This window comes from Cohnella sp., assembly GCF_041640265.1.
Classification (GTDB): Bacteria; Bacillota; Bacilli; order Paenibacillales; family Paenibacillaceae; genus Cohnella.
This window is the reverse complement of the sequence record NZ_JBEQAP010000064.1, coordinates 1-23699: the sequence shown is the minus strand read 5'-3', so window position 1 is coordinate 23699 and position 23699 is coordinate 1. Positions and strand designations below refer to the sequence as shown.

Genomic DNA, 23699 nt, shown 5'->3' with positions numbered 1-23699 from the left:
ATATATCATTATGATGTGCAACCGGTCAGCTTTGGATTATGAGGGAGGGTTCACCCCGTCCGAAGGACGTCCACAATGCCGGCCAGCTTCACCCATTGTCCGGCGATGAAAATCCGATAAGCCAATATGTCGAGCTTGACGATGGTGCCGACAACCGTACGGTTCTCGTAGGGATCCCACAATACGAGCGTGATTTCCTCCCCTGTCTGGCATGCTTCACTTAGAAGCTCGTTAATCTCTTCCCGCTTCTGCATATCCAGGACCGGCTTTGTCCGCCGCTCCAGCTGATGGTTGGCTTGCAGAATCCGCTCCTTGTGCTCGGGCAGCATCATCCTGCTCGACTCCCAGAGCCCGTTGTTCTCCAGCTTCTTGCTCATTTGTAATGTCCTCCGATCTTACCCGCCCGATCCTTGGCTTGCCCAGCCGGCGAAACGGACACGGCTCTCATAATAACGGTATTGCCATATTTCTGCTTCAAAGCATCGGTTGTCTTCTCCAGTACCCTGAACCGGTCCCGCTCATCAAATAGCGATAATTGATATTCTTCTTCACTTGAGAGCTGAGACAGGCCGACCGCCACCTTGCGCACGGGAACCCCCTCCCAGTGCTTTCTGAACAGCTTAACCGCAGCTTCGTAAACCTGATTCGTCACGTTCGTCGGCTCGGCCATCTTCATCTGCCGGTAAAATCCGGTCGGACGGTCGAAGTCGGCGCCCTGACAGCCCACTGATACGACAAAACCCATAAAGCCCATGCTGCGGCAGCGCTGGCATACGAGCTCCGTCAATTCCAAGAGTACGACCTTAAGCTCCTCCAGCTTGCGGTAATCCCTCGGTAGCGTCATCTGGTGGCCTACACTCTTAGGCGGTGCTTCGTGGGTATAAGGGCTGACCGGACTGTCATCGATCCCATTGGCAAGCCGCCAATATAATTCGGCGTCGATATCGCAATTTTTGTTGAACTTCTTCCTCATCATCTGCTTCAGAACGGCTAGCGGGGTTTGGGCCAAATCGCCAACCGTGGCTAGTCCCATGGCCGTGAAATGAGCGGTCATCCGGCTGCCCACCATAAATAGCTTGTTCACTGGCTGCGTCCACAGTTTTTCCGGCAGATCTTCCTTCGGAAGCACGAACATTCCGCTGTCGTTCTTCTTCGCCCACAGATCACATGCCATCTTGGCCGTCACCTTCGAATAGCTGATCCCTAAGCGCGTATAGATCCCCGTATCATTGCGGACTTGCTCTTGAATCGCTTGCGCGATTGTAAGCGGCGATCCGAACAGCTTCTCGCTTCCCGTAACATCGATAAATTGCTCATCAATTGAATAAGGCTCAACCAGATCGCTATAAGCACGGTAAATTTCCGAAATTTGCATGGATACGTCGATATACTGCTGCATTCTCGGCTTAATCACGATCAATTCGGGGCACTTCGCCATCGCCTCGCGCAAGGTTTCGGCTGTCGTCACCCCGAATTTCTTGGCGAGAGGACATGCCGCTAATATAATGCCGCTGCGACGCTCCGGATCACCGACTACGACCAGCGGTTTGTTCGCGTATTGCGGATTCGCCGTTTTCTCCACGGAAGCATAGAAGCTCTGGCAATCCGCGAGCATGATGACTCTTTGCACACTTTTACCCATTGTTCATCACCCATCCGTCGATGCTGATAACCCCGGCACAGGTAATCCGCCACGATCGCTTTCTTCTCTCCGCTTAACCGATTACACAGTGCGTGTTACTCATTATATACGAACGGGTGTTCGTTTATCCATTATTATTTTTTCCCATTGAATTGTCTCTTGCGGGAGGACAGGCTTATACTGTGGAAAGGAGGGGATACCGATGTGCGGAAGATATACGATCGTGGTTTCCATGGAAGAGTTAATGCTGAGGTATTTGAACGAGCTCCCAACCAACCGGTATCATACCCCAAGATATAATGTGGCCCCCATGCAGAATGTGATGGCCATCGTTCATGACGGGGAGAAAAACCGGCTCGGCGAGCTGCGCTGGGGCTTGGTTCCTTCCTGGGCTTCGGATGACAGACTCGGGAGCAAAATGATCAATGCACGCGCGGAGACCCTTCTGGAGAAAAACTCGTTCAAAACCCTGATTCGGAGGAAACGCGCGATTATTCCGGCGGACGGCTTCTATGAGTGGAAGCAGACCGGAGACACGAAGCAACCGATGCGAATTACGCTGAAGGATAGCTCCCTATTCTCCATGGCCGCACTCTACGATACTTGGATAGCGCCCGATAGCCGCAAAATTAGCACCTGCACGATCATCACGACAACCCCCAACAGCCTCGTGGCGGACATCCACAATCGAATGCCAGTTATTCTGCGTCCTGAAGATGAAGCTGCTTGGCTTAACCGGAACAACGAAGACATCGGGCAGCTAACCAGCCTGCTTCAGCCTTACTCCGCTGAGGATATGAGGGCGTACCCGGTATCTCCTCTTGTAGGCAACGTCAGGAACGATACGCGGGAATGCATCGAGGAGGTGCGGGTATGATATTGGAAAAGATGAAATGAACTCGGATGCGGCGGTTAGGCGCTCATCAGCTGCCTTTTTTCGCGAAAAACGGATTATATATCTCCTTTTTCTCATAGGACAAGACCTCTTGCCCTCCTCTTACCCGAGCATAACGGCGAGTCAGGACAACCCAGCCTTTACGGATGTTCCATTCATTCGAAAGGGCCTTCGACGTGTCTGCCGGAGCGATCTCCTCCAGAACGGCACTTTCTCTTCGGACGGTATACTCCAATGCTTGGGGAGAGTAAATCCGGCAGGTTAGCTGCAGCTTATCGCGGTCAAATTCCGTTCGCAGATGGATATCCCCCCGGTGGGTATTCCTAAATTTAAGATCTCTTCTGCCATAGACGTAGGTCGCATCTCCGCCCAAGTGAATAAACCGCTCCTCACCCCATAGATCGGTACTGTGATTGTGCTTCTCCAGAATAGCTAGATTGGCTTTAAAAGCAGCATCGAATAGCAGAGACGCCACTACGCATACTCCGCCGCCTTCGCTGAAGGTCAAGCTTCCATTCATGAATACAGGACCTGCCTGAAAGCCCTGCGCCTCCGAAGCCGCTCCAAAAAATCTCCGCAAGGAGAAGACCTGACCGGGCTTCAGCCGGATAGAGTCCACCCGCTCGCACCCGGCTCTCATATTATAAAATCGACTCTCATTAAGCTCTTTCATCTCTTCTCGCCATTTCACTTGGATCAAGGACTCCGAGAGCAGAACCCAGTCCGGTTGGACTAAATCGGAAGACGCTTGATCCGGGCGGGCAATCCGAAATAACCACCCCCGAAGCAGGCTGTTCAGATTGTCCAAAAACAATCTAGCGGTTAGCCATCTTACCTTAGACCGATCCCGTTCCCGTTTAGCCAAAATGAATCGACTCCCTGTCCCATTATTATTTCCATGATAATCTATTTTCTGGAAAACAAATACCCATTTCCAGCTTGACACCCGGAATGGCGCACTGGTATATTGGACGAACACAACTGAATTCACGACTCTTACGATGGAAGCACCCGTAAGTAAAGGCAGTTATTCGCCTTTCTTGCAGGTGCTTTTTTGCTGTCCAAAACAAAGGAGGTATGACTATGCCAAAAGTAAAACCAGCTCTGTGTGTCCTTTTCCTCTTACTCACGTGTGTATTCTTCGCTGCCATTCCAGCCTCAGCCGCAACGGTGGAGCTGTCAGCACCTATTAGGGGTGCCTTCGACAAAACTGTCGCTTCCGCAGACAGCAAAACCGCAACGAAGCTGAACTCATTATACAAAGAGCTCGGCACGTTACTGGAGCAAGATCGTAATACCGAAGCCAAGATTAAAGCCCTCCATTATCGTAACGAAGAAGCATTAATCGCACTGCGCAAGCAAATTCGGGTAATCGACGCCGACAAGCTGGGCAAGCTGGAGGCGCAGGTAAAGCAGACAAAGGATCGGTATAAGCCTCTGTTCGCTCTCTACACCTCGGTTAACAAGCAGATCACGATAGCTAAATCCTTGAAGAACAAAACACTCAATAGCTTACTGCGCGCCCAAGCAGACGGTATAAAGCTCTCTGTCCAGTTTGCCCGCCAAGATATCAAAAATAAAGAAAACAACTTTAAGGCAGCCAAAGGTGCTGCTGCTCTAAAAATCAAAGCCGCTCGCGACACGCTGGCGACTATCGATCCGCTTAAGGTTCAAATTAAAGCCCAACGCAGCGCGGCCAGCCTTCCCCGTAAGAGCTTGTCCCCTGTATGGACAAACTTCAAATACGCTATTAAAAAAAGCGATGCAAGGAGTACGTTAGACTCGCTTGCAATGCTCGTTATACTAACTCGCCAGATCATGAATCAGCAGCTGAAGATTGAGGCACTGGAAATTAAAATCAGCGGCATCATTACTAGAACAAAAGCCCAAATCGTATAATATCCCCTATGGAAGAGGTATAATGGACTCCAGCAATCGAGTTATGGATATCCTTTCTCGATAAGAAGGAGCCCTAAAATATGGCACAAACCATTCGCTTAGTTACCGATCTGGATTTCGAGGAGGCCATGGAACGTCAGTCTCGTCTGCGCGTTTTTAAGAATGATCATATTATCGATACGGGCGGGGTTATCGTTCGTTTCGATGAACGAACGATAGTCGTGCAATCCGGAGTCGGCGATCTTGCCTATCATGCTAGACAGGAATGTGAGTTCTTCGAGCTTAGGAAACGTTGAGAAGAAAGCAGCTCGACTGTTAGGCGCCTAAATGTAACCATATCCACCGGTATCCAGCATATACATATATACGTAAATGCGAAGGACATCCGGGGGAGTGCTGCTCATGAAGTCTGTGCTTTGGTTCCGCGCCGCAGTCGGTCTGCTCTGCTTATTTTTTATTCCAACCTTTGTCACAGCTTATGCAGAAACCTCCCAATTAGACAAGTTCACCAAGCATGAGCAATTTATTGTCATCGATAAGTCTTCCAACAAGCTATTCTTCTATGAGAAAGGAGAATTAATCAAATCATTCTCCGTAGCCACCGGAAAGAAGCCCTCTTATACTCCGGAAGGCATGTTCACCATACGGGAGAAAATTAAGAACAGACCTTACTACAAGGAAAAGATAAAAGGCGGAGATCCCAAAAACCCGCTCGGAGACCGGTGGCTTGGCTTAAAAGTGACCCGAAACGGCAAAACCTCCTATGCTTACGGAATCCATGGAAACAACAATGAGAAATCGATCGGCAAATACGTGTCCGCCGGCTGCATCCGAATGCATAACAAAGAGGTTCGTTGGTTGTATGGGGAAATTAAAGTTAATACGCCCGTACTCATTCAAAAATAGAGGAAACTCCCTTTTAAACCTTTATGGACGAGGTCCATCCCCAGTAGAAGGCATCTCGATCCCAGGCGGCTTTACCCCCATGAAGCTTCTTGAAGGCTTTCTTAACTTCCTTGTCTATCGACGCATGACCGTTCTCGTTAACGTAAATGAACGATTCACCATAGTTACTTTTAATATAATTAACGGCTTCCTCTTGATATAGCACTCCTGCAGATCTCAATTCCTTAAACATCCACTCCGCTACCTCATCCGCCGTAAAGCTCATAACAATTCGCTCCCCTTTACCTTGTATTCCCTATACGAAAGCCCCAACCTTATGGGGTTAGGGCTTGCTCTTGCTCTTGCTATTGGATATCGCTATATCATCCCACGATTTGATCGATTTCACTCTTCAACAAGAGATAACGATGGACACTTCTCATGATTGGCATCTTAGTCAGACCTTGCTTGTCTACATAGATTTTCATCTGGTCTTTAGAGAGACCTAGCAGATTCCCGGCTTCCGTAATCGTTAACACCTCTTGATTACTCGTGGCGTTAAAAGTCTTCTTGGCTTTCTGGTTCCAGTCTTCAAATGCAGTCATCGTTCAACAACCTCTCTATGGTATACCGATAAGCTCCTCGGCTTGTACACCGATCAAATCTGATGATCTCTTATTATAACATATTTTCTCCCCAGTTATCATGGAAGGTTATGAGAAGTTATGTCACTTTCTTGCCAAAGTGAACAAGATAGAGCTGTTAATCACTGCAGCTGGCCTAAATAAAGCTCGCTGTACAATCCCCGCTGAGCAAGCAACTCGTTATGAGAGCCCTTCTCGAGCAAACCTCCATCCTTAAGCACCAGAATCTGATCCGCCTGACGAATCGTGTTTAGCCTATGGGCGATGACGAAGCTGGTTCGCCCTTGCATCAAGCGCTGGAGGCCTTCCTGGATTTTGATTTCCGTTACTGTATCGATACTGCTGGTCGCTTCATCTAGAACAAGTATGGCTGGATCTGCTAGAATCGCGCGGGCGATGGCAAGCAGCTGCTTCTGTCCTTGGCTGATTCCGCTTCCGTCCACCTCCAGAACTTTGTTATATCCCCCGTTCAGACGCACGATGAACGAATGGGCATTCGCTAGCCTCGCGGCCTGCTCTACCTGCTCATCCGTGGCTTCTAGTTTACCGTAGCGAATATTTTCTCGGATCGTCCCCTCGAACAGGAAGGAATCTTGGAGAACAAAAGCCATATGGGAACGAAGGCTTTCTCGCCGAATGGACGTGATGTCATGCCCATCTACCGTGATACGCCCAGAGTCGGCTTCGTAGAAACGGGAAAGCAGCTGGATGAGCGAGGTTTTACCTGCCCCTGTCGGTCCAATGATAGCTACAGTCTCGCCTGGCTTCGCTTCAAAGCTAATGTCGTTCAGGGTTTCTCCGCCTTTATCATAGGAGAAGGAAACATGAGAGAAGACTACCGCACCCTTTATCTCCCTAATGGACACTGCGTCACTCTCGTCCTTCTCCTCCACATCCTCATCGAGCACCTCGAACACCCGCTCAGCACCCGCAATGGCCGACAATAACGTATTCCATTGATTCGCAAGATCGTTAAGAGGTCTTGTAAATTGCCTTGCGTACTCTACGAAAACCACAATCACTCCGACCGTTATTGCTCCACGGATGGCAAGAATGCCTCCAACCCCAGCAATAATCGCGAAGCTTAAATTATTAAGCCCATTCATCAGCTTCGGGATAAAGCCCGAGATGGTTTGCGCCCAGAAGCTAGAGAGCTTAATTCGTTCATTACGCTCACCGAACTGCATTATAACTTGCTCCTCCTGGGAGAAGGCTTTAATAATGCGTTGGCCGGACAACGTCTCTTCCGTAAACCCGTTCAAATCCCCGAGGTTGCGTTGGCGTTCCTTGAATAGAACATCCGTGCGCCTGGTAATCCAGCGCATCCCGAGCGCCATTAACGGTACGACCAAGAACGTGAGCAAGGTCATTAGAGGGCTGAGCAGCAGCATGACAATAATCGTACCTGCTAGGATCAGCACACTAGAAAAGATCTGGATTGCCGAGCTGTTCAGGGTGGAGCTCACATTATCCATATCATTGGTCATGCGACTCATGAGCTCTCCACGCTGCCGCTTGGCGAAGAATGGAATCGGTAATCGATGCAGGTGACCGAACAGATCAACGCGCATCCGATATACGGTCTCCTGTGCGATTGTGATCATCCATATATTTTGCAGCCAGCCGACAAGCGAATTCAACACATATACCGCCGCAAGACCAACAAGAAATAGCACCCACGGCGTACCGCCGGGACCCTCAAGATAGTCATCGATAGCTGTACCGATAAGGTACGGTCCAAGCAATGTGAGTGCGGAGCTAAGTAAAACCATCAGCAATACAAGGCTGAGGCGCCCGCTTCTATGGGAAAGGTAATGCCATATTCGTTTTAGCGTTCCTTGCCAGTTTTTCGCTTTCCGCTTTGGACGTTTGCCAGCAGGGGTACCCTCCGCATCTGCAACCGACCTCCGATATCGGAAGGGCTCACTTAAAGCTTCCCACATGCGAACCCTCCTCCCCGAATTGCGATTCATAGATGCGCTGATACAACAAATGGCTGGCCATGAGCTGCTTGTGATTCCCTTGTGCAATCAGCTTTCCGTCATCTAACAGCAGAATTAGATCTGCATGAATGGTTGAGCTGATCTTCTGCGTGATTAGCAGCGTCGTGCAGGACATACCCTTCAAGGCTTGCAGAAGCGCGGCTTCTGTCCGTACATCCAGCGCGCTAGTGCTATCGTCCAGCAGCAGGATGACGGGTTTACGGATAAGCGCCCGAGCAATGGAAAGCCGCTGCTTCTGACCCCCGGAGAGGTTAATTCCTTTCTGTCCCAGCAACGTGTCATAGCTATTGGGGAGCTCCATAATTGTATCGTGAATTTGGGCGAGCTTCGCAGCCTCCACAATCTCCTCCAGGCTGGCATTGTTCAATCCCCAGGAGATGTTGTCACGGATTGTTCCCGTAAACAAAATAACCTCTTGCGGTACATAACCGATCGAGCGATGCAGCTTCAAGATGTCCAATGTACGGGCATCATGGCCATCTATGCGAACGACTCCCTCATCCTCCTCATACAGACGAGGAATAAGCTGCATCAGCGACGACTTGCCTGAACCCGTAGCACCTAGAATCGCAGCCATCTTTCCCGGATGAACCACGAAGGAAATATCCTCCAGTACAGGAGCATCCGTATTCGGATAGCGGAAGGTGACCTTCTCGAATTCCACGCGCCCTTCCTCAATGCCGTCCGGTATTGTCGCTTGAGGAGCTCGCGTTGCGTTATCCGTGTTAAGCACCTCGCCGATCCTATGTGCGGAGGCTCGGCCTCTGGAGAAGGCCGATACGATCATGGACAAGGCCGACAATGCACCGGCTGTTCTTAGCGAATAATTGACAATAGCTACGACTTCGCCTGATGTGGCGCTGCCTGCACGAATTTCCAGATGACCGAACCAGAGTACCGCGATAATCCCCGCATTCATGATCAGCATAATGAAGGGCATCGTAATCTCTGTCAGGCGCAAGGCGGACACGGAGCTTTTCATGAGCTCACCGGTGTACTTGGCGAATCGGCCGGCTTCTTCCTCCCGGCGGACAAATATACGAATGAGGCGCATTCCCGCTAGATTTTCCCGCATTAATCCGTTGACTGCATCCAGTCTCAATTGGACTCTTTTGAATAAAACCGATGCCTTCTTCATCATCCAGATCACGAAAAGGAATAGCGCCGGAACGGTTAGAAGAAGCAGCAAACCCAGCTCCAAATGCACAACAAGCGCCATAATGATGCTTCCAATCACCACTAAAGGCATGCGTAACATAAACCTTAGTCCCATAAACACCGTGTCCTGGAGCTGGGTCACATCATTCGTTAGCCGAGTGATTAGCGATGAGGTTGCGAATCGATTAAACACCGCGTAAGTGAATGCTTGCACTTTGCCATAGAGCTTCCCGCGTACGTCATATCCTAAGCTCTGGCTTGCATGCGCCGCGAAGAAAGAGCTCAGGATACCAGCGCCGAAGGAAAGAATCGACCCCGCTGCCAAGACTCCACCCCACAATAGAACAACGGAGCTATCCTTATTTGCGATCCCATCATCAATGATAATCGAGATAAGGAAGGGCTGAAATATTTCAACCGCTAACTCAACCAGCATGAGGAATACCGCCATAATTGCGGCAACCCGATATTTGCTAAGAAAATGTAAGACTAGCTTCATGCTTAGATCCTCCGACAAGTTGTCTTCTATGGATTGTTCCTATCGTTCCTATCCGCGCAAATGTATCATTACCATTCTATTTTACCGCACAATCACATGAGAATGAAAACATAGATTATACGTTTTTAATCCTTGATTTAGTCTCCCGAGTGGATTCCCATTCGCGCAAATGATATAATCCCTTAAGAAAAAGAGGACAAGGGGGATATGGAAATTGGTTGTCAAAAAACAGCGGATTGTCGTTTCTTTTCTTATGCTTATCTCTCTTTTGCTGCTCGTAACAGCTTGCGGCGGTAAGAACAATGCAAATCAAACAAACGATGCACCGGTATCCACTAACGTGCCGGCATCCACACAGGAGGCTTCCCCAATGAACGGAGTAGACACATCCGGCGATAACCCAATCGTCACCATCGAAATGGACAGCGGCAAAATCATAACGGTTGAGCTTTATCCGAAGGTTGCGCCAAACACGGTAAACAACTTTATCTCGCTCGTCAAAAAAGGCTTCTACGACGGCACCATCTTCCATCGCATCATCCCGGGCTTCATGATTCAAGGCGGCGATCCAGACGGTACGGGAATGGGCGGACCAGGTTACGGAATTGAAGGCGAGTTCAGCCAGAATAAATTTGAGAACAACCTCAAGCACACTGCTGGCGTACTCTCTATGGCTCGCTCCGGCAACCCGAACAGCGCAGGCTCTCAGTTCTTCCTTATGGTTGCGGACTCACCGCATTTGGACGGCGCTTATGCTGCATTCGGTAAAGTAACGGAAGGAATGGACACAGTAAACGAAATCGTGAAGCTGCCTAAAAACTCTAACGATCGTCCGAACACTCCACCCGTCATGAAGAAGGTTACCGTTGATACTCGCGGAGTAGATGCTCCAGAGCCGGAAATCATTAAGTAAATTCACAATGGATAAGCGTGATGCTTATCTGAGCAACAAGCAAAAAAGTGGTTATACACCGGGAAGCTTCCCCATGTATAACCACTTTTTTTCGTTATCAGATCTTGCGGGGACTTTAATATTTACAGCACTTTGGACAAGAATAGTCTCGTCCTCTCACTCTTCGGATTCTCGAACAACACCTGCGGTGTGCTCTTCTCCACTACTCGCCCTTGCTCCATGAATACAATCTGGTCTCCGACCTCACGGGCAAATCCCATCTCATGAGTAACGACAACCATTGTCATTCCTTCACTCGCCAGCGTCTTCATGACCGCTAGAACCTCTCCGACCATCTCGGGATCGAGCGCTGAAGTCGGTTCGTCGAACAGCATGATCTTCGGCTCCATCGCAAGCGCACGGGCTATCGCAACCCGCTGAGCTTGTCCACCCGACAGCGAGCTTGGAAGAGCATCGGCTTTCTCCGCCAATCCAACCTTGCTTAGCAACTCCAAAGCTTTCTTGCGCGCTTGTTCAGCGCTCCAATTCCGTACCTTCATCGGAGAAAGCATAATATTATCAATGACCTTCATATGCGGGAATAAGTTAAACTGCTGGAACACCATCCCCACTTCGGTCCGTATTTCCTCGATTTTCGTATTTCCGTCCATTAGGGAGGTGCCTTCAATCCAAATCTCGCCTTGCTCCGGCTTCTCCAATAAGTTGAGACATCGCAGGAAGGTAGACTTACCAGACCCCGACGGTCCGATCACGACAACAACCTGCTGCTGCTGAATCTCCATGTCAATATCCTGAAGAACGACATTCGATCCGAACGACTTGGATAAGCCTTTTACTTGAATAATCGGGTTCATGGCGTCACATTTTCCTTTCGATGTACTTTAACAGCTTGCTAAGAGAATAGGTCAGGATCAAGTAAATAACTGCAGCAGCCAAATATGGCTCCCATACTCTGTTATAAGACGCGCCCGCTAACCTTGTCCAATACATTAATTCCGGAGCGGCAATAACAGCCACCAAGGACGAATCTTTGACCAGTACGACAAATTCGTTTCCGAAGGCGGGAATCATCCGTTTTATGGCTTGAGGCAGAACAATGTAACGCATTACCTTACGGTGTGTCATTCCCAATGAATAAGCAGCTTCCGATTGTCCCTTATCAATGGACTGTATTCCCGCGCGATAGATTTCTGCCGTATAGGCCGCAGAGTTCAATGTAAGAGCGGTAATTGCGGCAATAATAGCATCCGTAGTATCAAGCACCAAGGGCACGAGGCCAAAGTGCACGATTAAAATTTGCAGCAGAAGAGGCGTACCTCTGAATAAATGAATATATCCTTGCGTAGGCCATTGCAAATACCATCTTTTAGACAAACTCCCGAATACGATCCCAAGTCCCAATATCGATCCCAGAAGGATACTAAAAATGGAGATGCCAACCGTGTAAAGCGTTCCCCTCATGAATAGAGGGAAGTATTCCCATATGATGTCAAATCTAAAGTCCACTCGAATCTTCCCTTCTACCGACTAAAGTCGAAAAAAAGCATGCGCAACGTTCTATCACGCATGCTCTCGGATTATTGTGCGCTAAGCACGCCCGTCATATCAGGCTCGCCGCCAATCCATTTCTTATAAATCTCTTTGTACTTGTCGCTTTCCAGGACTGTCTTAATAGCTGGATCAAGCTTAGCTTTCAGTTCGCTTCCTTTAGGGAAGGCAATACCATAATATTCGGAAGCAAAGTTCTCTCTGTCGATAATATGAACGAACTTCTCGTTCGGATTGTTCTTAATATATTCTTGTACGATTGCGATATCCGCAACAACAGCGTCTACTCCCTTGTTTGCGAGTTCAAGCATTGCCAGTGCATTACTCTCGAACTTCTTCAGGTTTGTGTTGCTTTCGCCCATGATCCCCTTCATAAGCTCGTCAGCCGTTGTCGAGATTTGAACAGCGACCTTCTTATCCTTAAGATCAAGAGCGTTTTTAACATCGCTGCCTTCCGGTACCAGAATCATGTTGGTTGATTCGAAATAAGGAATAGAGAAATCATAAGATTGTTTGCGTTCATCATTGATTGTCACGGCAGAAATACCCGCGTCATATTCTTTACCCGTCATCACGCTGTTAAGCAAGGCTTCCCAACCCAAATTGTTGATTTCATACTCCAAGCCCGCTTCTTCCATGACTGCAGCCAAGAAATCAATGTCGAAGCCGACGATGTCCTCCTTGTCCATACTTTCCATTGGAGGGTACTGGGCATCGGTTGCAAATTTGTATACTTTAGCGCCGTCAGCACCACTTTTTTCCTTTGCGCCGCACCCTGCAGCTACGAGCATTATTATGGCGGCAAGCGTCAAAATTAATCCTTTTTTCATCGTAAATCCTCCTAGATACTTATTCAATATTAAGAGTTTATCAGGTAACAAAATAATTGGCAATGAGACTTTCAGGCAATGTTATATAACATGACATGATTATAACGGTAGAATCCGATAAAAGGAGAGCGGTTCGGGAAATCATATCAAAAAAGACCCAGACAAAAGTACTGTCAGGGTCGTCTACAAAACCTAATTTCTTATTGATTAACAATCGATTTAATCGAAGTGTACGCCAGTGGAACGAAGCCTTCGGTCGGTTCTCCCACAGGGATGTTTACCTTAATAAGATAACCGTTGCCGCCGAACTCCATCACGATGTACTCTTTGCTCCCCTTGTCACCCGAGGCTTTCAGATAGACCGACGCATTCTGAATCATGCCATCATCTTCTGTTTGCGTGATATCCCTGACGTCACCTACGACTTTCAGTTCCTCTGTCCCTTCCACTTGCAACTGATCGCTGTTGTAGTCGGAAGGAAGCTTCATGATCTCAACCGAATAATTGGGGTCCACATTCATTGTAAGCTTACCAGCAGCTTGGTCGAACGAGAACTGCTCGAAAATGTAGAACGAGTAACCTTCCCCCACAGCCAGCTTGGCCTCGCGCTCTTCCTTGTTTCCTTCGAGTTCTATCGTAAAAGATTTAGTAACCGGGAGATCAGACGCCGGCTGCTTGGAAGCTGGAGCCGAAGCCGACGGTGAAGCAGACGCTGATGGGGATACTGGCTGTGATTGCGAAGCGGAAGGGCTGCCGGCTGCACTGGCACTTGCGCTCGGATCGTTATTGTTCACCCCTCCACTGCAAGCGGTCAGTCCCATGGATAAGGCCAAAGCTAATACAGTAAAGACGATTTTTCTTTTTTTATAATTCACTTTGTAGAACACCTCCGTCCCCATAGACGGAATAAACCTGCTTAATGTTTCACCTAGTAAATGGCCTTGTCGTCTAACTACCGAGTAGCAACAAAATCAGGTCGCGGCTTGCCCGCAGCAAATGGTGCTTCTAATCTATTTTCTATACTGTTAAAGACATAAAAGGCATTACTCCGCGGTAAAGGAGAGATATTCCCGCTTGACCCGTGCATCAGGTTGCAGTCGAACAATAGCACGGACCCCGCCTTCCCGACCGGCATCTCGATTCCGCCATCCTTCACGAGCTGCGTTAAGCTTATTTGATCCGGTACGCCGTACTCTTGACGACGAAGCGAGTCCTTATAATGATTATCGGGCGTCTCCCCAACGCAGCTCACGAATACACGATGAGAACCCGGGACAACCATCAATGCGCCGTTAAAGATTGTATTATCCTCCAGAGCAATCGAGCAGCTAAGTGCCCGCATTCGAGGCATCCCATCCTCCGCGTGCCATGTCTCGAAATCAGAATGCCAGTAAAATTCCTTGCCTGTAAATCCTGGCTTAAAGTTAATGCGCGACTGATGAACGTAAGTCTCGCTTCCGAGAATTTGCTGTACGATGGCCTGGAGCCGAGGGTGATTTACCAACTCCGAGAAAAATCCTGCTTCCTTATGAACGGCGAAGATTGAACGGACCTCATCCCCGCCGGGCTCCAGAATAACCTCCGGCTTCTCTAAACCGCGGCTCTTCTCGAGAAGCTGCTTTGTCTCACTCTTAAACCGCGCGACCTCATCCTCATGAAAGAAGGAGTCAAAAAATAAGTAGCCGTTCTCTTCATAGAAGTCTAGCTTGGCAGAATCAATTTCCTTCTGCTTCAATATATAATCGTAGACGACGGGATCCTGACGTTCCAAAAGCTCCGGTTGATCCGATTTACGGGTGGGGTATACATCAGTTCGCACCTTTACGCTTTCAATCATGGTCAACAAACTCCTCTCGGAAAAAAAATATTAATTCGCTGTTGGGGCTGCATACGCCCCCTCTTCATCATGAACCTCTAAACCTGTACAAGGCGGGTTAAATACGCAGACCATTCTCATGTCGGTCTTACCCCGCAGCCAATGCTTCTCGTGTCCGTTCAGCACGTACATCATCCCTGGGCGAATCGGGAACTTCTCCTTGGTGTTAACCAGTTCAATCTCCCCTTCACCTTCGATGCAATAGACGGCTTCGACATGATGCTTATACCAGATCATCGTCTCCGTGCCGGCTTTAATCTGGGTATCGTGAAGGGAAAAGCCTGCGCCATCCTCCTTCAGCAATAATCTCCGGCTATTCCAAGTGGGAGTATCCACATCATATTCCGTGCCTATCCGCTCTTCTAAATATCGGACGATCATATTGAATCCGCTCCTTCTATACGTGTGTTACGGGTATCTTGATCTCGGCCGCCGCTTCATAAACACATTCCGTTAATATGCGCAGTCCCTCGGCCAATCCTTCCCCGTCAATCGTGAGCGGGGGCATGATCTTCACAACTTCACTGTCCGTACCTGAGGTTTCAATAATAAGCCCGCGCTCAAAGGCAAGCATGGATATCCGATCGGCAACTCCAGGTTCGAACGCTATACCCTGCATCAAGCCGATTCCTCTGGTCTCTCCATTTAGCCCCTGAAGACTGCGAACGATTCCTTCCAGCACATTCCGTACAAGCTCGGCTTTGACTTCGATATCACGAGAGAAATTACCGGATTCCCAGAACTTAAGAGCTTCCGTCGCCGTAATAAACGCCAGATTATTGCCGCGGAACGTTCCATTGTGCTCACCCGGCTCCCATAGATCAAGCTCCGGCTTCATTAGGGTGATTGCCATGGGAAGTCCGTAACCGCCAATTGATTTGGACATGCATACGATATCCGGAGTTATCCCAGCACGCTCGAAGCTGAAGAACGATCCCGTTCTTCCGCAGCCCATCTGTACATCGTCAACGATAAGCAGCATGCCGTAACGCTTGCATAGATCCGCTAATCCGACCAACCACTCGGTACTGGCGACGTTAATGCCGCCCTCTCCTTGCAGCGTCTCCACAATAACCGCCGCAGGCAGCGATATTCCGCTTCCGCTGTCGTTCAGGAAGCTTTCAATGAAGTTTAACGTGTTTAAGTCTTTCCCCATATATCCGTCATAGGGCATGGATATCGTATGGTTCAGCGGCACTCCCGCCCCGCTGCGCTTAAACTTGTTGCCGGTGACCGCAAGCGCGCCCAATGTCATTCCGTGAAAAGCATTCGTGAAGCTCATTACCGTCTGCCTTCCAGTCACTTTTCGGGCCAGCTTCAATGCGCTTTCCACGGAATTCGCGCCGGTCGGGCCCGGAAACATAACTTTGTAGTCCAAACTCCTGGGCTTAAGGATCACGTCGCTAAATCTTGCCAGAAAAAGCTCCTTGGCTTCAGTCGCCATATCCAAGCTGTGCGCAACACCGTCTGCCATTATATAATCCATAAGCTTAGCCTTCATCCCCGGATGATTGTGGCCATAATTCAGTGCTCCAGCACCCGCAAAAAAATCGATGTAAGATTTCCCCTCAGTGTTCCACATGCGATATCCCGAAGCGCGCTTGAATTTAGTTGGAAAAGAACGGATGTAGCTCCTGACCTCGGACTCCAGCGTTTCGAATATCTGTAACCCGTCACTTAACTTCGTTTGTTCAATCATGTACGGCTATTCCTCCTCTATTGTCCATTCAGTACCCTGCCTAAGCGGACCGATTCGATACAAATCTTCCCTCTCATGCTGCTGGCCTGGAAAACAAGTCTCACTAAACCCTTCAGATATAACGATCGAAGCTTGCCGAGCTGCAGCCCATTTCTCGAATAAACGCTTGGAGGAAAGATTGGAGGGAGAAATCGTTGCTTCTACATATCGGATTTTCCGATTAGCGGTTAATTCATCCAAGAGCCTCCTAGCAATACCTCTCCCTCGATAATGATCATCCACAGCGATTTGCCAGACGAATAACGTCTCGGGGTGAGAGGGCTGACGAAAGCCGGTTACCATGCCAACTAGGCGATTATTGTGCGGATCCTCCGCAAGCCGGCAGCTGTCCGAGAACCAATGGCTCATCGTTAAATAATGATAGGGAGAATTCAGATCCAGCTTGCCGCTTTCCTTGACCATCCTCCACATCGACGCTCCATCGTTTTTTCCCGGCAAACGGTAACGCAGCGTATCTACATTTATTACATTCTCAAGCTTCATTCGGCACCTGCCGCAACTCTGTTACCGGATTCCCTGTCTGGACGCCCGTTAAGGAACCGGGTCAGGAACGTTTGCAGCCTTGGACTCTGAGGGGATTCAAAAATTTGCTGAGGCGTCCCCTGCTCGACGATTCGGCCCCCGTCGGTGAATAAGACGCGGTCTGCAACATCCCGGGCAAAATCCATCTCATGGGTGATCAGCATCATGGCCATGTCCCCTTGAGCCGCTATTCCTTTAATCACATCAAGGACCTCTCCGACCAATTCGGGATCCAGCGCTGAGGTCACTTCGTCGAACAGCATGATCTGCGGCTGCATGACAAGCGCTCTGGCGATGGCAACCCGTTGCTTCTGTCCGCCCGACAGCTGGACAGGGTAATGCTTGGTATGATCCTGCAGGCCGACACGTGTCAAAATTTCTAGCGCGCGCCCCTCAGCCTCAGCCTTCGGCAGCTTAAGGACATGTATAAGAGCTTCTGTTACATTGCGCAAGATCGTCATATGGGGAAACAGATTAAAGTGCTGGAATACCATACCAATCTTGCTGCGGACACGATGCTGATGCTTCTCGCTCGCCGGAACCAGCTTCCCGCGTTCAGGCATGTGCCACAACATTTCACCATCTACCTCGATCGTACCTGAGGTTGGCGTTTCCAACGTCATCAGCAGTCTGGCAATGGTTGTTTTGCCAGAGCCGCTAGGACCGATAAGGGCAATTTTCTCACCGGGCTGAATATCCAGATCGAGCTCTGTAAGCACCGTATGGTCACCGAACGACTTAGTTATGTTCTGGTAGCTCACAACAGGACGCTCTTTATTTAACGCAATATTCTGACTCATTTGGCTAAGCCTCTCCTTTCCCTTCCTTTCAGTCGCCTTTCCAATGCCTGAACGAGCAACGCTGAAGGATAACTAAGCACAAAGAAGATAATACCAACCAACGTAAACGCTTCGAGATACTTGAAAGACGCTGAACCGATGATTTTTGCCGTTAGCAGCAGCTCCACAACTGTAATAGCCGACAAGGTGGGTGTTTCCTTAAACATTACGATCAAATAATTGCCCATAACGGGAATCGTCGGCGGAACGGATTGGGGAAGCACAATTCGAAGCCATGTATGGTACTTGCTGAAGTTAAGCGCAGTGGACGCTTCCCACTGGCCCCTGGGTACAGCGTCAATCCCGGATCTATACACCTCGGATAAGTAAGTGCTGTAGTGAATTCCGAGGCCGATAATTCCTGCCATGAAGGGGGATAAGGTAATACCAAGTCCCTTAGGCAGCACGAATACTAATACGAACAACTGAATAATAAGCGGTGTGCTTCGAATAAATTCTGTAACCGCGGCGACAGGCAATGATATCCACCTGCTGCTCGATCTTCTAGCTAAGGCGATCGGCAGTCCCAATACACAGGCAATGATGAACCCAGCGAATGTAGCTCCAATAGTAATTGGAATGACGGAGAGCAATTCCGGCAGTATCGACCATGCGTAGTCCCAGCTCCACATCTGCTACCCCCTCCCTATTGAGGCTCTGCGCTCAGCGAACCGCACGATCGCGGTTAATGCATATGCCGTTACAAAATAGAGGATAAGGATCCATACGAAAATCGCCGTGGTTTGGGAGATGTTATAAGAACGCAGCAGCATGCCTTGGTAGGTTACATCCGTCAACGTAATGAGATACACAAGCGATGTCCCCTTCAGCAATTCAATCTGCAGATTACCGAAGCCCGGCAGCATCATCACCCAAGCCTGAGGCAGAATCACTCGTCTCATTCGTTGAAAGGGGGTCATATTCAGAGCTATCGAGGCTTCGATTTGTCCTTTGGGTACAGCGAGAATGGAGCTTCTCACCACTTCCGAGCCATATGCCCCATAGTTCAAGCCTAAAGCCAGAATTGCAGCGGTCATCGCCGACAAGCGAATGTCAAGAAGCATCGGCAAGGCAAAATACATCCAGAAAAGCTGTACCAGCAGCGAGGTTCCCCGAAACACTTCAACATAAGCGGTCGTTATGCCCCTCACAAAACGAGAATGCGATATTCGTCCAAGACCCGCGAGAAAGGAGAGGCAAAAAGCGACCGCGATACTATAGACAGTTAAGAGAATGGTTACTTTTAATCCCCTAAGCAGTGGTGGCAGAAGATCCAGCGATAGAAAATCCATTACTTTAACAGCTCTTCCACCGTCATGTCACCTGGAAGCTCCTGCTCGGTAAAGCCAAACTTCTGCAGAATTTCCAGAAGCTCGCCGGACTCCTTAAGCTTCTGAAGCTCCGCATTAAACGCTTCGCGGAATTCGTTGTCCGCTTTACGGAATACCGCCGCACCGTAACCCCGAACGCTTTTCCCGTCAATGACCGGCTGCTCGAAATCCATAACTCGCTCTATGTTATTATCCTTTGCCGAGTCCAGCATGGCTTGCAGCGCGGGACCTGTCATCGTAAGGGCATCGACGCGTCCCGACTGAAGTGCAGATATAGCTGATGGTTGATCCGGTACAGTGACGATTTGCGATTCCGCTACGCCAACGCTTTTCAGGTAATCTACTTCCACTGCACCCGCCATAACGGCAACTTTTGCTTTTGGATTTGCTTTAATATCCTCATAGCTATGGAGATTTAATGGATTTCCCTTCTCGACCGCGAGGCCTTCGCCGATGCTGTATTCCGGATTAGCAAAAGCAACCTCCGCAGCACGATCCGGCCTTATGAACATACCTGCCGTAATGATATCAAATCGCTTCGCCTTCAAGCCTGGAATAAGAGAACCAAATTCGGTAAGAACTCCATCCATTTGCTCGATTCCCAGGTTAGACAGCACTTTACGAGCGATTTCAACGGCTTCCCCTGTAAGCTTGCCGTCAGGCGTCGCATAAGCGTATGGATTTTCATTCGCAAAACCAACCGTTACAAATCCTTCGCGTTGAGCTTTGGCTAGCGTCGTTTCCGTAGGCGAGGAGGCAGATTCGCTCGGCGATCCTGCGCCCCCTTCTTTTCCATTGTCGCCATCGTTACCGCATCCGATCAGGATGCTAAACAACACCAGGCAAAGTCCAGCGTGAAATAATTTCATCATTCCTTCGTACTCCTTCCGTTTGTTTATTAGAACACGCTAATAATCGTAACATGACTGACCTTTGCGCTCACCCTTGATATAAGCCCCTCTCCATGGCTCAGGCCCGCTCAGAGAGGATGAGAGGAGATTACCTGCCAGATTCTGCTTTATCCTCCATGTTCCTCCCACATACTCCCATAAACAGACTAACGAAAAATCGCTTCCTATTAAGCGCGGATTAGAAAACAGAAGATAAAATGTATTTTTAATCATTAAACAACCATTTTTGATCGTAATTGAGCTAAAATCGGTTTAAATCGACAAAAAAGAGGATATCCGACAAGCCATCAAATCGCTTGTTGGATATCCCTTGCTATAAAACGATGAAATTAACCCTCTTCTAGCAGCCCTTTGTAACGCTCAGAAGCCGAATCTTCTACAAGCACTCTTCTGACTGGAACGGCCAGCCGAATTCCCTCTTCTTCAAGCACCCGCATAATCATTAAATTGCTATCCTGGCGCGCGGCAAGGTACTCGGACCATACGGTCGTTGATGTGAAGAAATAGAGGAAAATGCCTAAGCTGCTTTCCTTGAAATCACTGAACTTGACCATTATCGTCTCCTGGTCAATCGCTTCATCACGCCTCAGTTCGTCCTCTATGCGAGCAATGGCAACTGCTAGGCGATCCCGCTCGGAATCCAAAGCCACGTCAAGCGTAAAAGAGATACGGCGTTTGCCCATTTTACTCCAGTTCGTAATGGGTTGATCCGCCAAAGTGGCATTAGGCACCGTCACAATCGCATCCGCGAACGTTCGAATCTTAGAGCTGCGGAACGTAATATCCTCCACCACTCCTTCCGTGCTCGGAGTTAAAATCCAATCCCCTTTGGAGAAAGGCTTCTCCAGAATGATAACGATGCCGCCGAGAATATTACCGAGCGTGTCCTTAGCCGCCAGCGCGATTGCAAGGCTGCCAAGTCCCATACCCGCAACCAATCCGTTAATGCTGAAACCCCACTCCGAGCCGACAATGGTGAGAATGAGAACGACAACGATAAATCTTAATATTTTCGACAAAAAAGGAATCAGCATACTGGTATCATCTAAGCCAAACCTTTTGCTGATCCCTTCGAGCAAAACAGATGAGGATGCGGATAAATTATAAATCCCCCAGCCGGCCGCGATAATTCCTAAGCTTCGACAAATTCGATTAATATCAGGAGTATATTCCCAATTCTGCGGAACATAATATTTAAACGCCATATAGACACCCATAATGACAAAAAACAACCGTAATGGTTTCTCAAAGGCAAGCGCCCAATTAACCGCCCCCTCGGACCCGCTAAATTTCTTGACGATAAATTTATAGATATATCTTGCGAAGAGCTTGCGAAACAACAGAAATAATACCATAATTCCAACGGCTATCGACAAGTCTTTCCATCTAATGGCGTCACTCACTTCCATTAACCAATCTAAAAGCATACACCGAACCTCCCTGTCAAAAATGAACTACAAGTTTAACATAGCCGGCAAGTGATTGTCGAAACACCTAAAAAAAGCTCTCACAGTAATATCCTGCAAGAGCTGGAATACTATTTATTCATTCATTCTAATCCACGTGTCGTACGACCTTTATTTTCGGCCATAGTCAGCTTTGATCTCGCCCCATTGCTTCGTTTGCCATTTTACAACCTTGTTGTCGTATTTATTCGTTTTCAGCCAATGTACCGCGCGATCAACCAGATCCCAAATTTCTTGGGTTGATGCATCTCTCGTAAGCGTCGAGGATACCGCTCGTTGCTTCACCCACTTGATCGCATTCACTGAATCACTATAGACGGTTTTATTGCTCCCCATCTTCTGTAAGTAAGCCAGTCCATGAACGATGGCCAGAAACTCTCCCAGATTGTTCGTCCCTCTCTGTATAGGACCCTTGGCAAAAATCACTTCACCCGTCTTCGTGTCTACACCCTTATATTCCACAGGGCCCGGATTGCCGCTTGTTCCAACGTCTACCGAGATGCTGTTATAGTCGATCTCCTCTGCGCTTTGCGCTCCCGCAGCTTTACGCGTCGTGGACGCGGTGCTGTTGCTTGGCTGTTTGCCTTGTCCCCAATTTTTCTTCCACCCGGCTTTGTAAGCCTGATCTGCCGCAGCTCTAGTCTCATAGGATTTGAACTTCGCGTCATCGAATTTATTGATCTGCTCCTGGCACTCCGTCCAGCTTGTATAAACACCCGGTTTTCTGCCAACCCATACAACATAGAACTTCTGTTTTGCCATTTCGATACTCCTTTAATCTCTTCTACCGACTTTAATTCGTCATTCATGTCCCAAACCCTGCTCTTGAGAGATATGTTCCCCCTTTTAAAGCACAAATAAATAGCCCCCATTTATATGCGTTATAAATGGAGACTATTCTTGACTTCGGCTATTCATTTATTAACTTCTCTATCCTTTCACTCAACAGCTTTATTGATAATCATATACACAATTTTATTCGTGTTTGAATTTCGTTCGTTATTCGTATTCCTTTACTGGTAAGTCCCCGCATGCCCACAGAGTACGAAAAAGCTGCCACCGGCTTTTTCTTGGTTGTAATCTGATCCCAGCATGCTTCGCTATTCTATTCCAATGGACTATCCCCTTTCGATATCAAATTTATTTTAATCAGTTTGAGGCGTATAGCAAAGCTATGGGTGAAGGGTCAACCGGTGGAGGACGTTTTTTCACCTTTTCCTGCCTGAAACTGAGTAAAACCAATTTCATCTGGGTAACAGCTGTAAGAAGTTTGTTAGAGAAGGTTTCCTCTGTACTTTTTATTAACCTATTGTTAACGGAGTGAAACACTTTTGTTAACTTGCAGCCTTGAACTCTCCCACCACCTGCGTCATAGCCGCTGAGGTGGGGGATTCTTGGATAATCGAACCTGTCGGTTCGAACTTGACCAAGCGATCCCTGCCGTTCTGGCAGTTCAGGCAGTCATTGCTGCCAAACGCAATCCTTCTTTCTCAATGTTCATGCTGGCATTCCGATCTCGATCATGGTGAACTCCGCATGCTGGACAATCCCATGTTCGAAGCCCTAAGCTTTTAACATCCGGGTTGCGAAGTCCGCAGCTAGAGCACAATTGACTAGACGGGTAATCTTTCGCCACCACGCTGATCGTGCGTCCATACCACTTCGCTTTGTATTCCAGCATCCTCCGGCACATCGACCATGAAACTTCGGATATCGCTTTGGCCAGCCTCTCGTTTTGCAGCATGTCCTCTACCTGCAAATCTTCCAGACAGATCGTTTGGTTTTCGCGTATCCATCGGGTGGTGAGTTGATGCAGGAAATCCTGCCTGCTATTCATGATTTTCTCATGAATCATTGCGACTTTCCGCTTCGCTCGGCGCCAATTGGTTCCCCCTTGCTTGCGGCGAGACAAAATCCGTTGCCAGCGTATAAGCCGTTTCTCATGCTTACGAAGATGTCTGGGATTGTCCCTTTCCTCTCCGCTGCTGCAAACAGCAAATTTCTTCAGCCCAAAGTCAATGCCAATAGCGGTGTCCCGCTGGACCAGCGGGACGATGTTCACCTCACAAACGAGGGAAA

The 23699-nt window shown here is 48.6% G+C and carries 27 protein-coding genes; 5 read left to right on the top strand and 22 right to left on the bottom strand.

Annotated features, from left to right (window positions below; all coding sequences use genetic code 11):
* Positions 1-50: 50 nt before the first annotated feature.
* Positions 51-377 carry a YolD-like family protein gene (locus ACESLK_RS27075; protein WP_373232918.1) on the bottom strand — a complete coding sequence of 109 codons (327 nt, stop codon included), beginning with the start codon at positions 375-377 and terminating at the stop codon, positions 51-53.
* Entirely contained in the window at positions 374-1642 is a 1269-nt protein-coding gene (locus ACESLK_RS27070) for a DNA polymerase IV (RefSeq protein WP_373232917.1), read from the bottom strand. The genes ACESLK_RS27075 and ACESLK_RS27070 overlap by 4 nt, the downstream gene beginning before the upstream one ends.
* Positions 1643-1844: 202 nt before the next feature.
* On the opposite strand from ACESLK_RS27070, the gene ACESLK_RS27065 reads away from it, so the two are divergent.
* A complete protein-coding gene (locus tag ACESLK_RS27065) occupies positions 1845-2519 on the top strand; it encodes an SOS response-associated peptidase (RefSeq protein WP_373232916.1) in 675 nt (224 codons plus the stop codon).
* Positions 2520-2565: 46 nt separating this feature from the next.
* Here the strand turns inward: ACESLK_RS27065 and ACESLK_RS27060 are convergent, their stop codons facing one another.
* Entirely contained in the window at positions 2566-3402 is an 837-nt protein-coding gene (locus ACESLK_RS27060; protein WP_373232914.1) for a VanW family protein, read from the bottom strand.
* Between the two features lie 218 nt (positions 3403-3620).
* Here ACESLK_RS27060 and ACESLK_RS27055 point away from each other — a divergent pair, with 218 nt between their 5' ends.
* From ACESLK_RS27055 to ACESLK_RS27045, 3 genes are all read left to right on the top strand, one after another.
* Complete coding sequence (locus tag ACESLK_RS27055; RefSeq protein ID WP_373232912.1) at positions 3621-4436, top strand: hypothetical protein; 816 nt, start codon at positions 3621-3623, stop codon at positions 4434-4436.
* Positions 4437-4516: 80 nt separating this feature from the next.
* Complete coding sequence (locus ACESLK_RS27050; protein WP_373232911.1) at positions 4517-4732, top strand: hypothetical protein; 216 nt, start codon at positions 4517-4519, stop codon at positions 4730-4732.
* A 106-nt stretch (positions 4733-4838) separates the two neighbouring features.
* A complete protein-coding gene (locus tag ACESLK_RS27045; protein WP_373232910.1) occupies positions 4839-5342 on the top strand; it encodes a L,D-transpeptidase in 504 nt (167 codons plus the stop codon).
* A 13-nt stretch (positions 5343-5355) separates the two neighbouring features.
* On the opposite strand, the gene ACESLK_RS27040 is transcribed toward ACESLK_RS27045, so the two are convergent.
* The 4 genes from ACESLK_RS27040 to ACESLK_RS27025 form a co-directional block, all read right to left on the bottom strand.
* A complete protein-coding gene (locus ACESLK_RS27040; RefSeq protein WP_373232909.1) occupies positions 5356-5607 on the bottom strand; it encodes a DUF6953 family protein in 252 nt (83 codons plus the stop codon).
* A gap of 97 nt (positions 5608-5704) precedes the next feature.
* The gene (locus ACESLK_RS27035; RefSeq protein WP_373232908.1) at positions 5705-5926 is read right to left on the bottom strand and encodes a DNA-binding protein; all 222 of its coding nucleotides are present in this window, start codon (positions 5924-5926) and stop codon (positions 5705-5707) included.
* 161 nt (positions 5927-6087) lie between these two features.
* Positions 6088-7908: an ABC transporter ATP-binding protein gene (locus ACESLK_RS27030; protein WP_373232907.1), complete on the bottom strand. Its 1821-nt coding sequence runs from the start codon at positions 7906-7908 to the stop codon at positions 6088-6090.
* Complete coding sequence (locus ACESLK_RS27025) at positions 7889-9625, bottom strand: ABC transporter ATP-binding protein (protein ID WP_373232906.1); 1737 nt, start codon at positions 9623-9625, stop codon at positions 7889-7891. The genes ACESLK_RS27030 and ACESLK_RS27025 overlap by 20 nt, the downstream gene beginning before the upstream one ends.
* Positions 9626-9839: 214 nt before the next feature.
* Between ACESLK_RS27025 and ACESLK_RS27020 the strand changes: the two genes are divergently transcribed.
* Complete coding sequence (locus tag ACESLK_RS27020) at positions 9840-10538, top strand: peptidylprolyl isomerase (RefSeq protein WP_373232905.1); 699 nt, start codon at positions 9840-9842, stop codon at positions 10536-10538.
* A gap of 122 nt (positions 10539-10660) precedes the next feature.
* On the opposite strand, the gene ACESLK_RS27015 is transcribed toward ACESLK_RS27020, so the two are convergent.
* The 15 genes from ACESLK_RS27015 to ACESLK_RS26945 form a co-directional block, all read right to left on the bottom strand.
* Complete coding sequence (locus ACESLK_RS27015; protein ID WP_373232923.1) at positions 10661-11383, bottom strand: amino acid ABC transporter ATP-binding protein; 723 nt, start codon at positions 11381-11383, stop codon at positions 10661-10663.
* A 13-nt stretch (positions 11384-11396) separates the two neighbouring features.
* Positions 11397-12044, bottom strand: coding sequence for an amino acid ABC transporter permease (locus ACESLK_RS27010; RefSeq protein WP_373232904.1), 648 nt, complete (start codon positions 12042-12044; stop codon positions 11397-11399).
* 71 nt (positions 12045-12115) lie between these two features.
* Positions 12116-12916, bottom strand: a complete 801-nt coding sequence (locus ACESLK_RS27005; protein WP_373232903.1) for a basic amino acid ABC transporter substrate-binding protein — start codon at positions 12914-12916, stop codon at positions 12116-12118.
* A 200-nt stretch (positions 12917-13116) separates the two neighbouring features.
* Entirely contained in the window at positions 13117-13791 is a 675-nt protein-coding gene (locus tag ACESLK_RS27000) for a hypothetical protein (protein ID WP_373232902.1), read from the bottom strand.
* A 77-nt stretch (positions 13792-13868) separates the two neighbouring features.
* Positions 13869-14753, bottom strand: a complete 885-nt coding sequence (gene thpD, locus ACESLK_RS26995) for an ectoine hydroxylase (protein WP_373232901.1) — start codon at positions 14751-14753, stop codon at positions 13869-13871.
* Positions 14754-14783: 30 nt separating this feature from the next.
* Positions 14784-15173 carry an ectoine synthase gene (locus ACESLK_RS26990; RefSeq protein WP_373232900.1) on the bottom strand — a complete coding sequence of 130 codons (390 nt, stop codon included), beginning with the start codon at positions 15171-15173 and terminating at the stop codon, positions 14784-14786.
* A gap of 16 nt (positions 15174-15189) precedes the next feature.
* Positions 15190-16491, bottom strand: coding sequence for a diaminobutyrate--2-oxoglutarate transaminase (ectB, locus tag ACESLK_RS26985; protein WP_373232899.1), 1302 nt, complete (start codon positions 16489-16491; stop codon positions 15190-15192).
* 6 nt (positions 16492-16497) lie between these two features.
* Positions 16498-17034 (bottom strand): diaminobutyrate acetyltransferase, encoded by a 537-nt coding sequence (gene ectA, locus ACESLK_RS26980; protein ID WP_373232898.1) that lies wholly within the window; start codon positions 17032-17034, stop codon positions 16498-16500.
* A complete protein-coding gene (gene ehuA / locus ACESLK_RS26975; RefSeq protein ID WP_373232897.1) occupies positions 17031-17873 on the bottom strand; it encodes an ectoine/hydroxyectoine ABC transporter ATP-binding protein EhuA in 843 nt (280 codons plus the stop codon). The genes ectA and ehuA overlap by 4 nt, the downstream gene beginning before the upstream one ends.
* A complete protein-coding gene (gene ehuD / locus ACESLK_RS26970) occupies positions 17870-18544 on the bottom strand; it encodes an ectoine/hydroxyectoine ABC transporter permease subunit EhuD (RefSeq protein WP_373232896.1) in 675 nt (224 codons plus the stop codon). Before ehuD ends, ehuA begins: the two co-directional genes overlap by 4 nt.
* A gap of 3 nt (positions 18545-18547) precedes the next feature.
* Positions 18548-19204, bottom strand: a complete 657-nt coding sequence (gene ehuC / locus ACESLK_RS26965) for an ectoine/hydroxyectoine ABC transporter permease subunit EhuC (RefSeq protein WP_373232895.1) — start codon at positions 19202-19204, stop codon at positions 18548-18550.
* Positions 19204-20115: an ectoine/hydroxyectoine ABC transporter substrate-binding protein EhuB gene (ehuB, locus tag ACESLK_RS26960; protein ID WP_373232894.1), complete on the bottom strand. Its 912-nt coding sequence runs from the start codon at positions 20113-20115 to the stop codon at positions 19204-19206. Before ehuB ends, ehuC begins: the two co-directional genes overlap by 1 nt.
* Before the next feature lie 368 nt (positions 20116-20483).
* Complete coding sequence (locus ACESLK_RS26955) at positions 20484-21581, bottom strand: mechanosensitive ion channel family protein (protein WP_373232893.1); 1098 nt, start codon at positions 21579-21581, stop codon at positions 20484-20486.
* Positions 21582-21731: 150 nt separating this feature from the next.
* Positions 21732-22382 carry a ribonuclease H gene (gene rnhA, locus ACESLK_RS26950; RefSeq protein ID WP_373232892.1) on the bottom strand — a complete coding sequence of 217 codons (651 nt, stop codon included), beginning with the start codon at positions 22380-22382 and terminating at the stop codon, positions 21732-21734.
* A gap of 691 nt (positions 22383-23073) precedes the next feature.
* The coding region (locus tag ACESLK_RS26945) for an RNA-guided endonuclease TnpB family protein (protein ID WP_373232891.1) at positions 23074-23699 on the bottom strand (626 nt) is incomplete at its 5' end.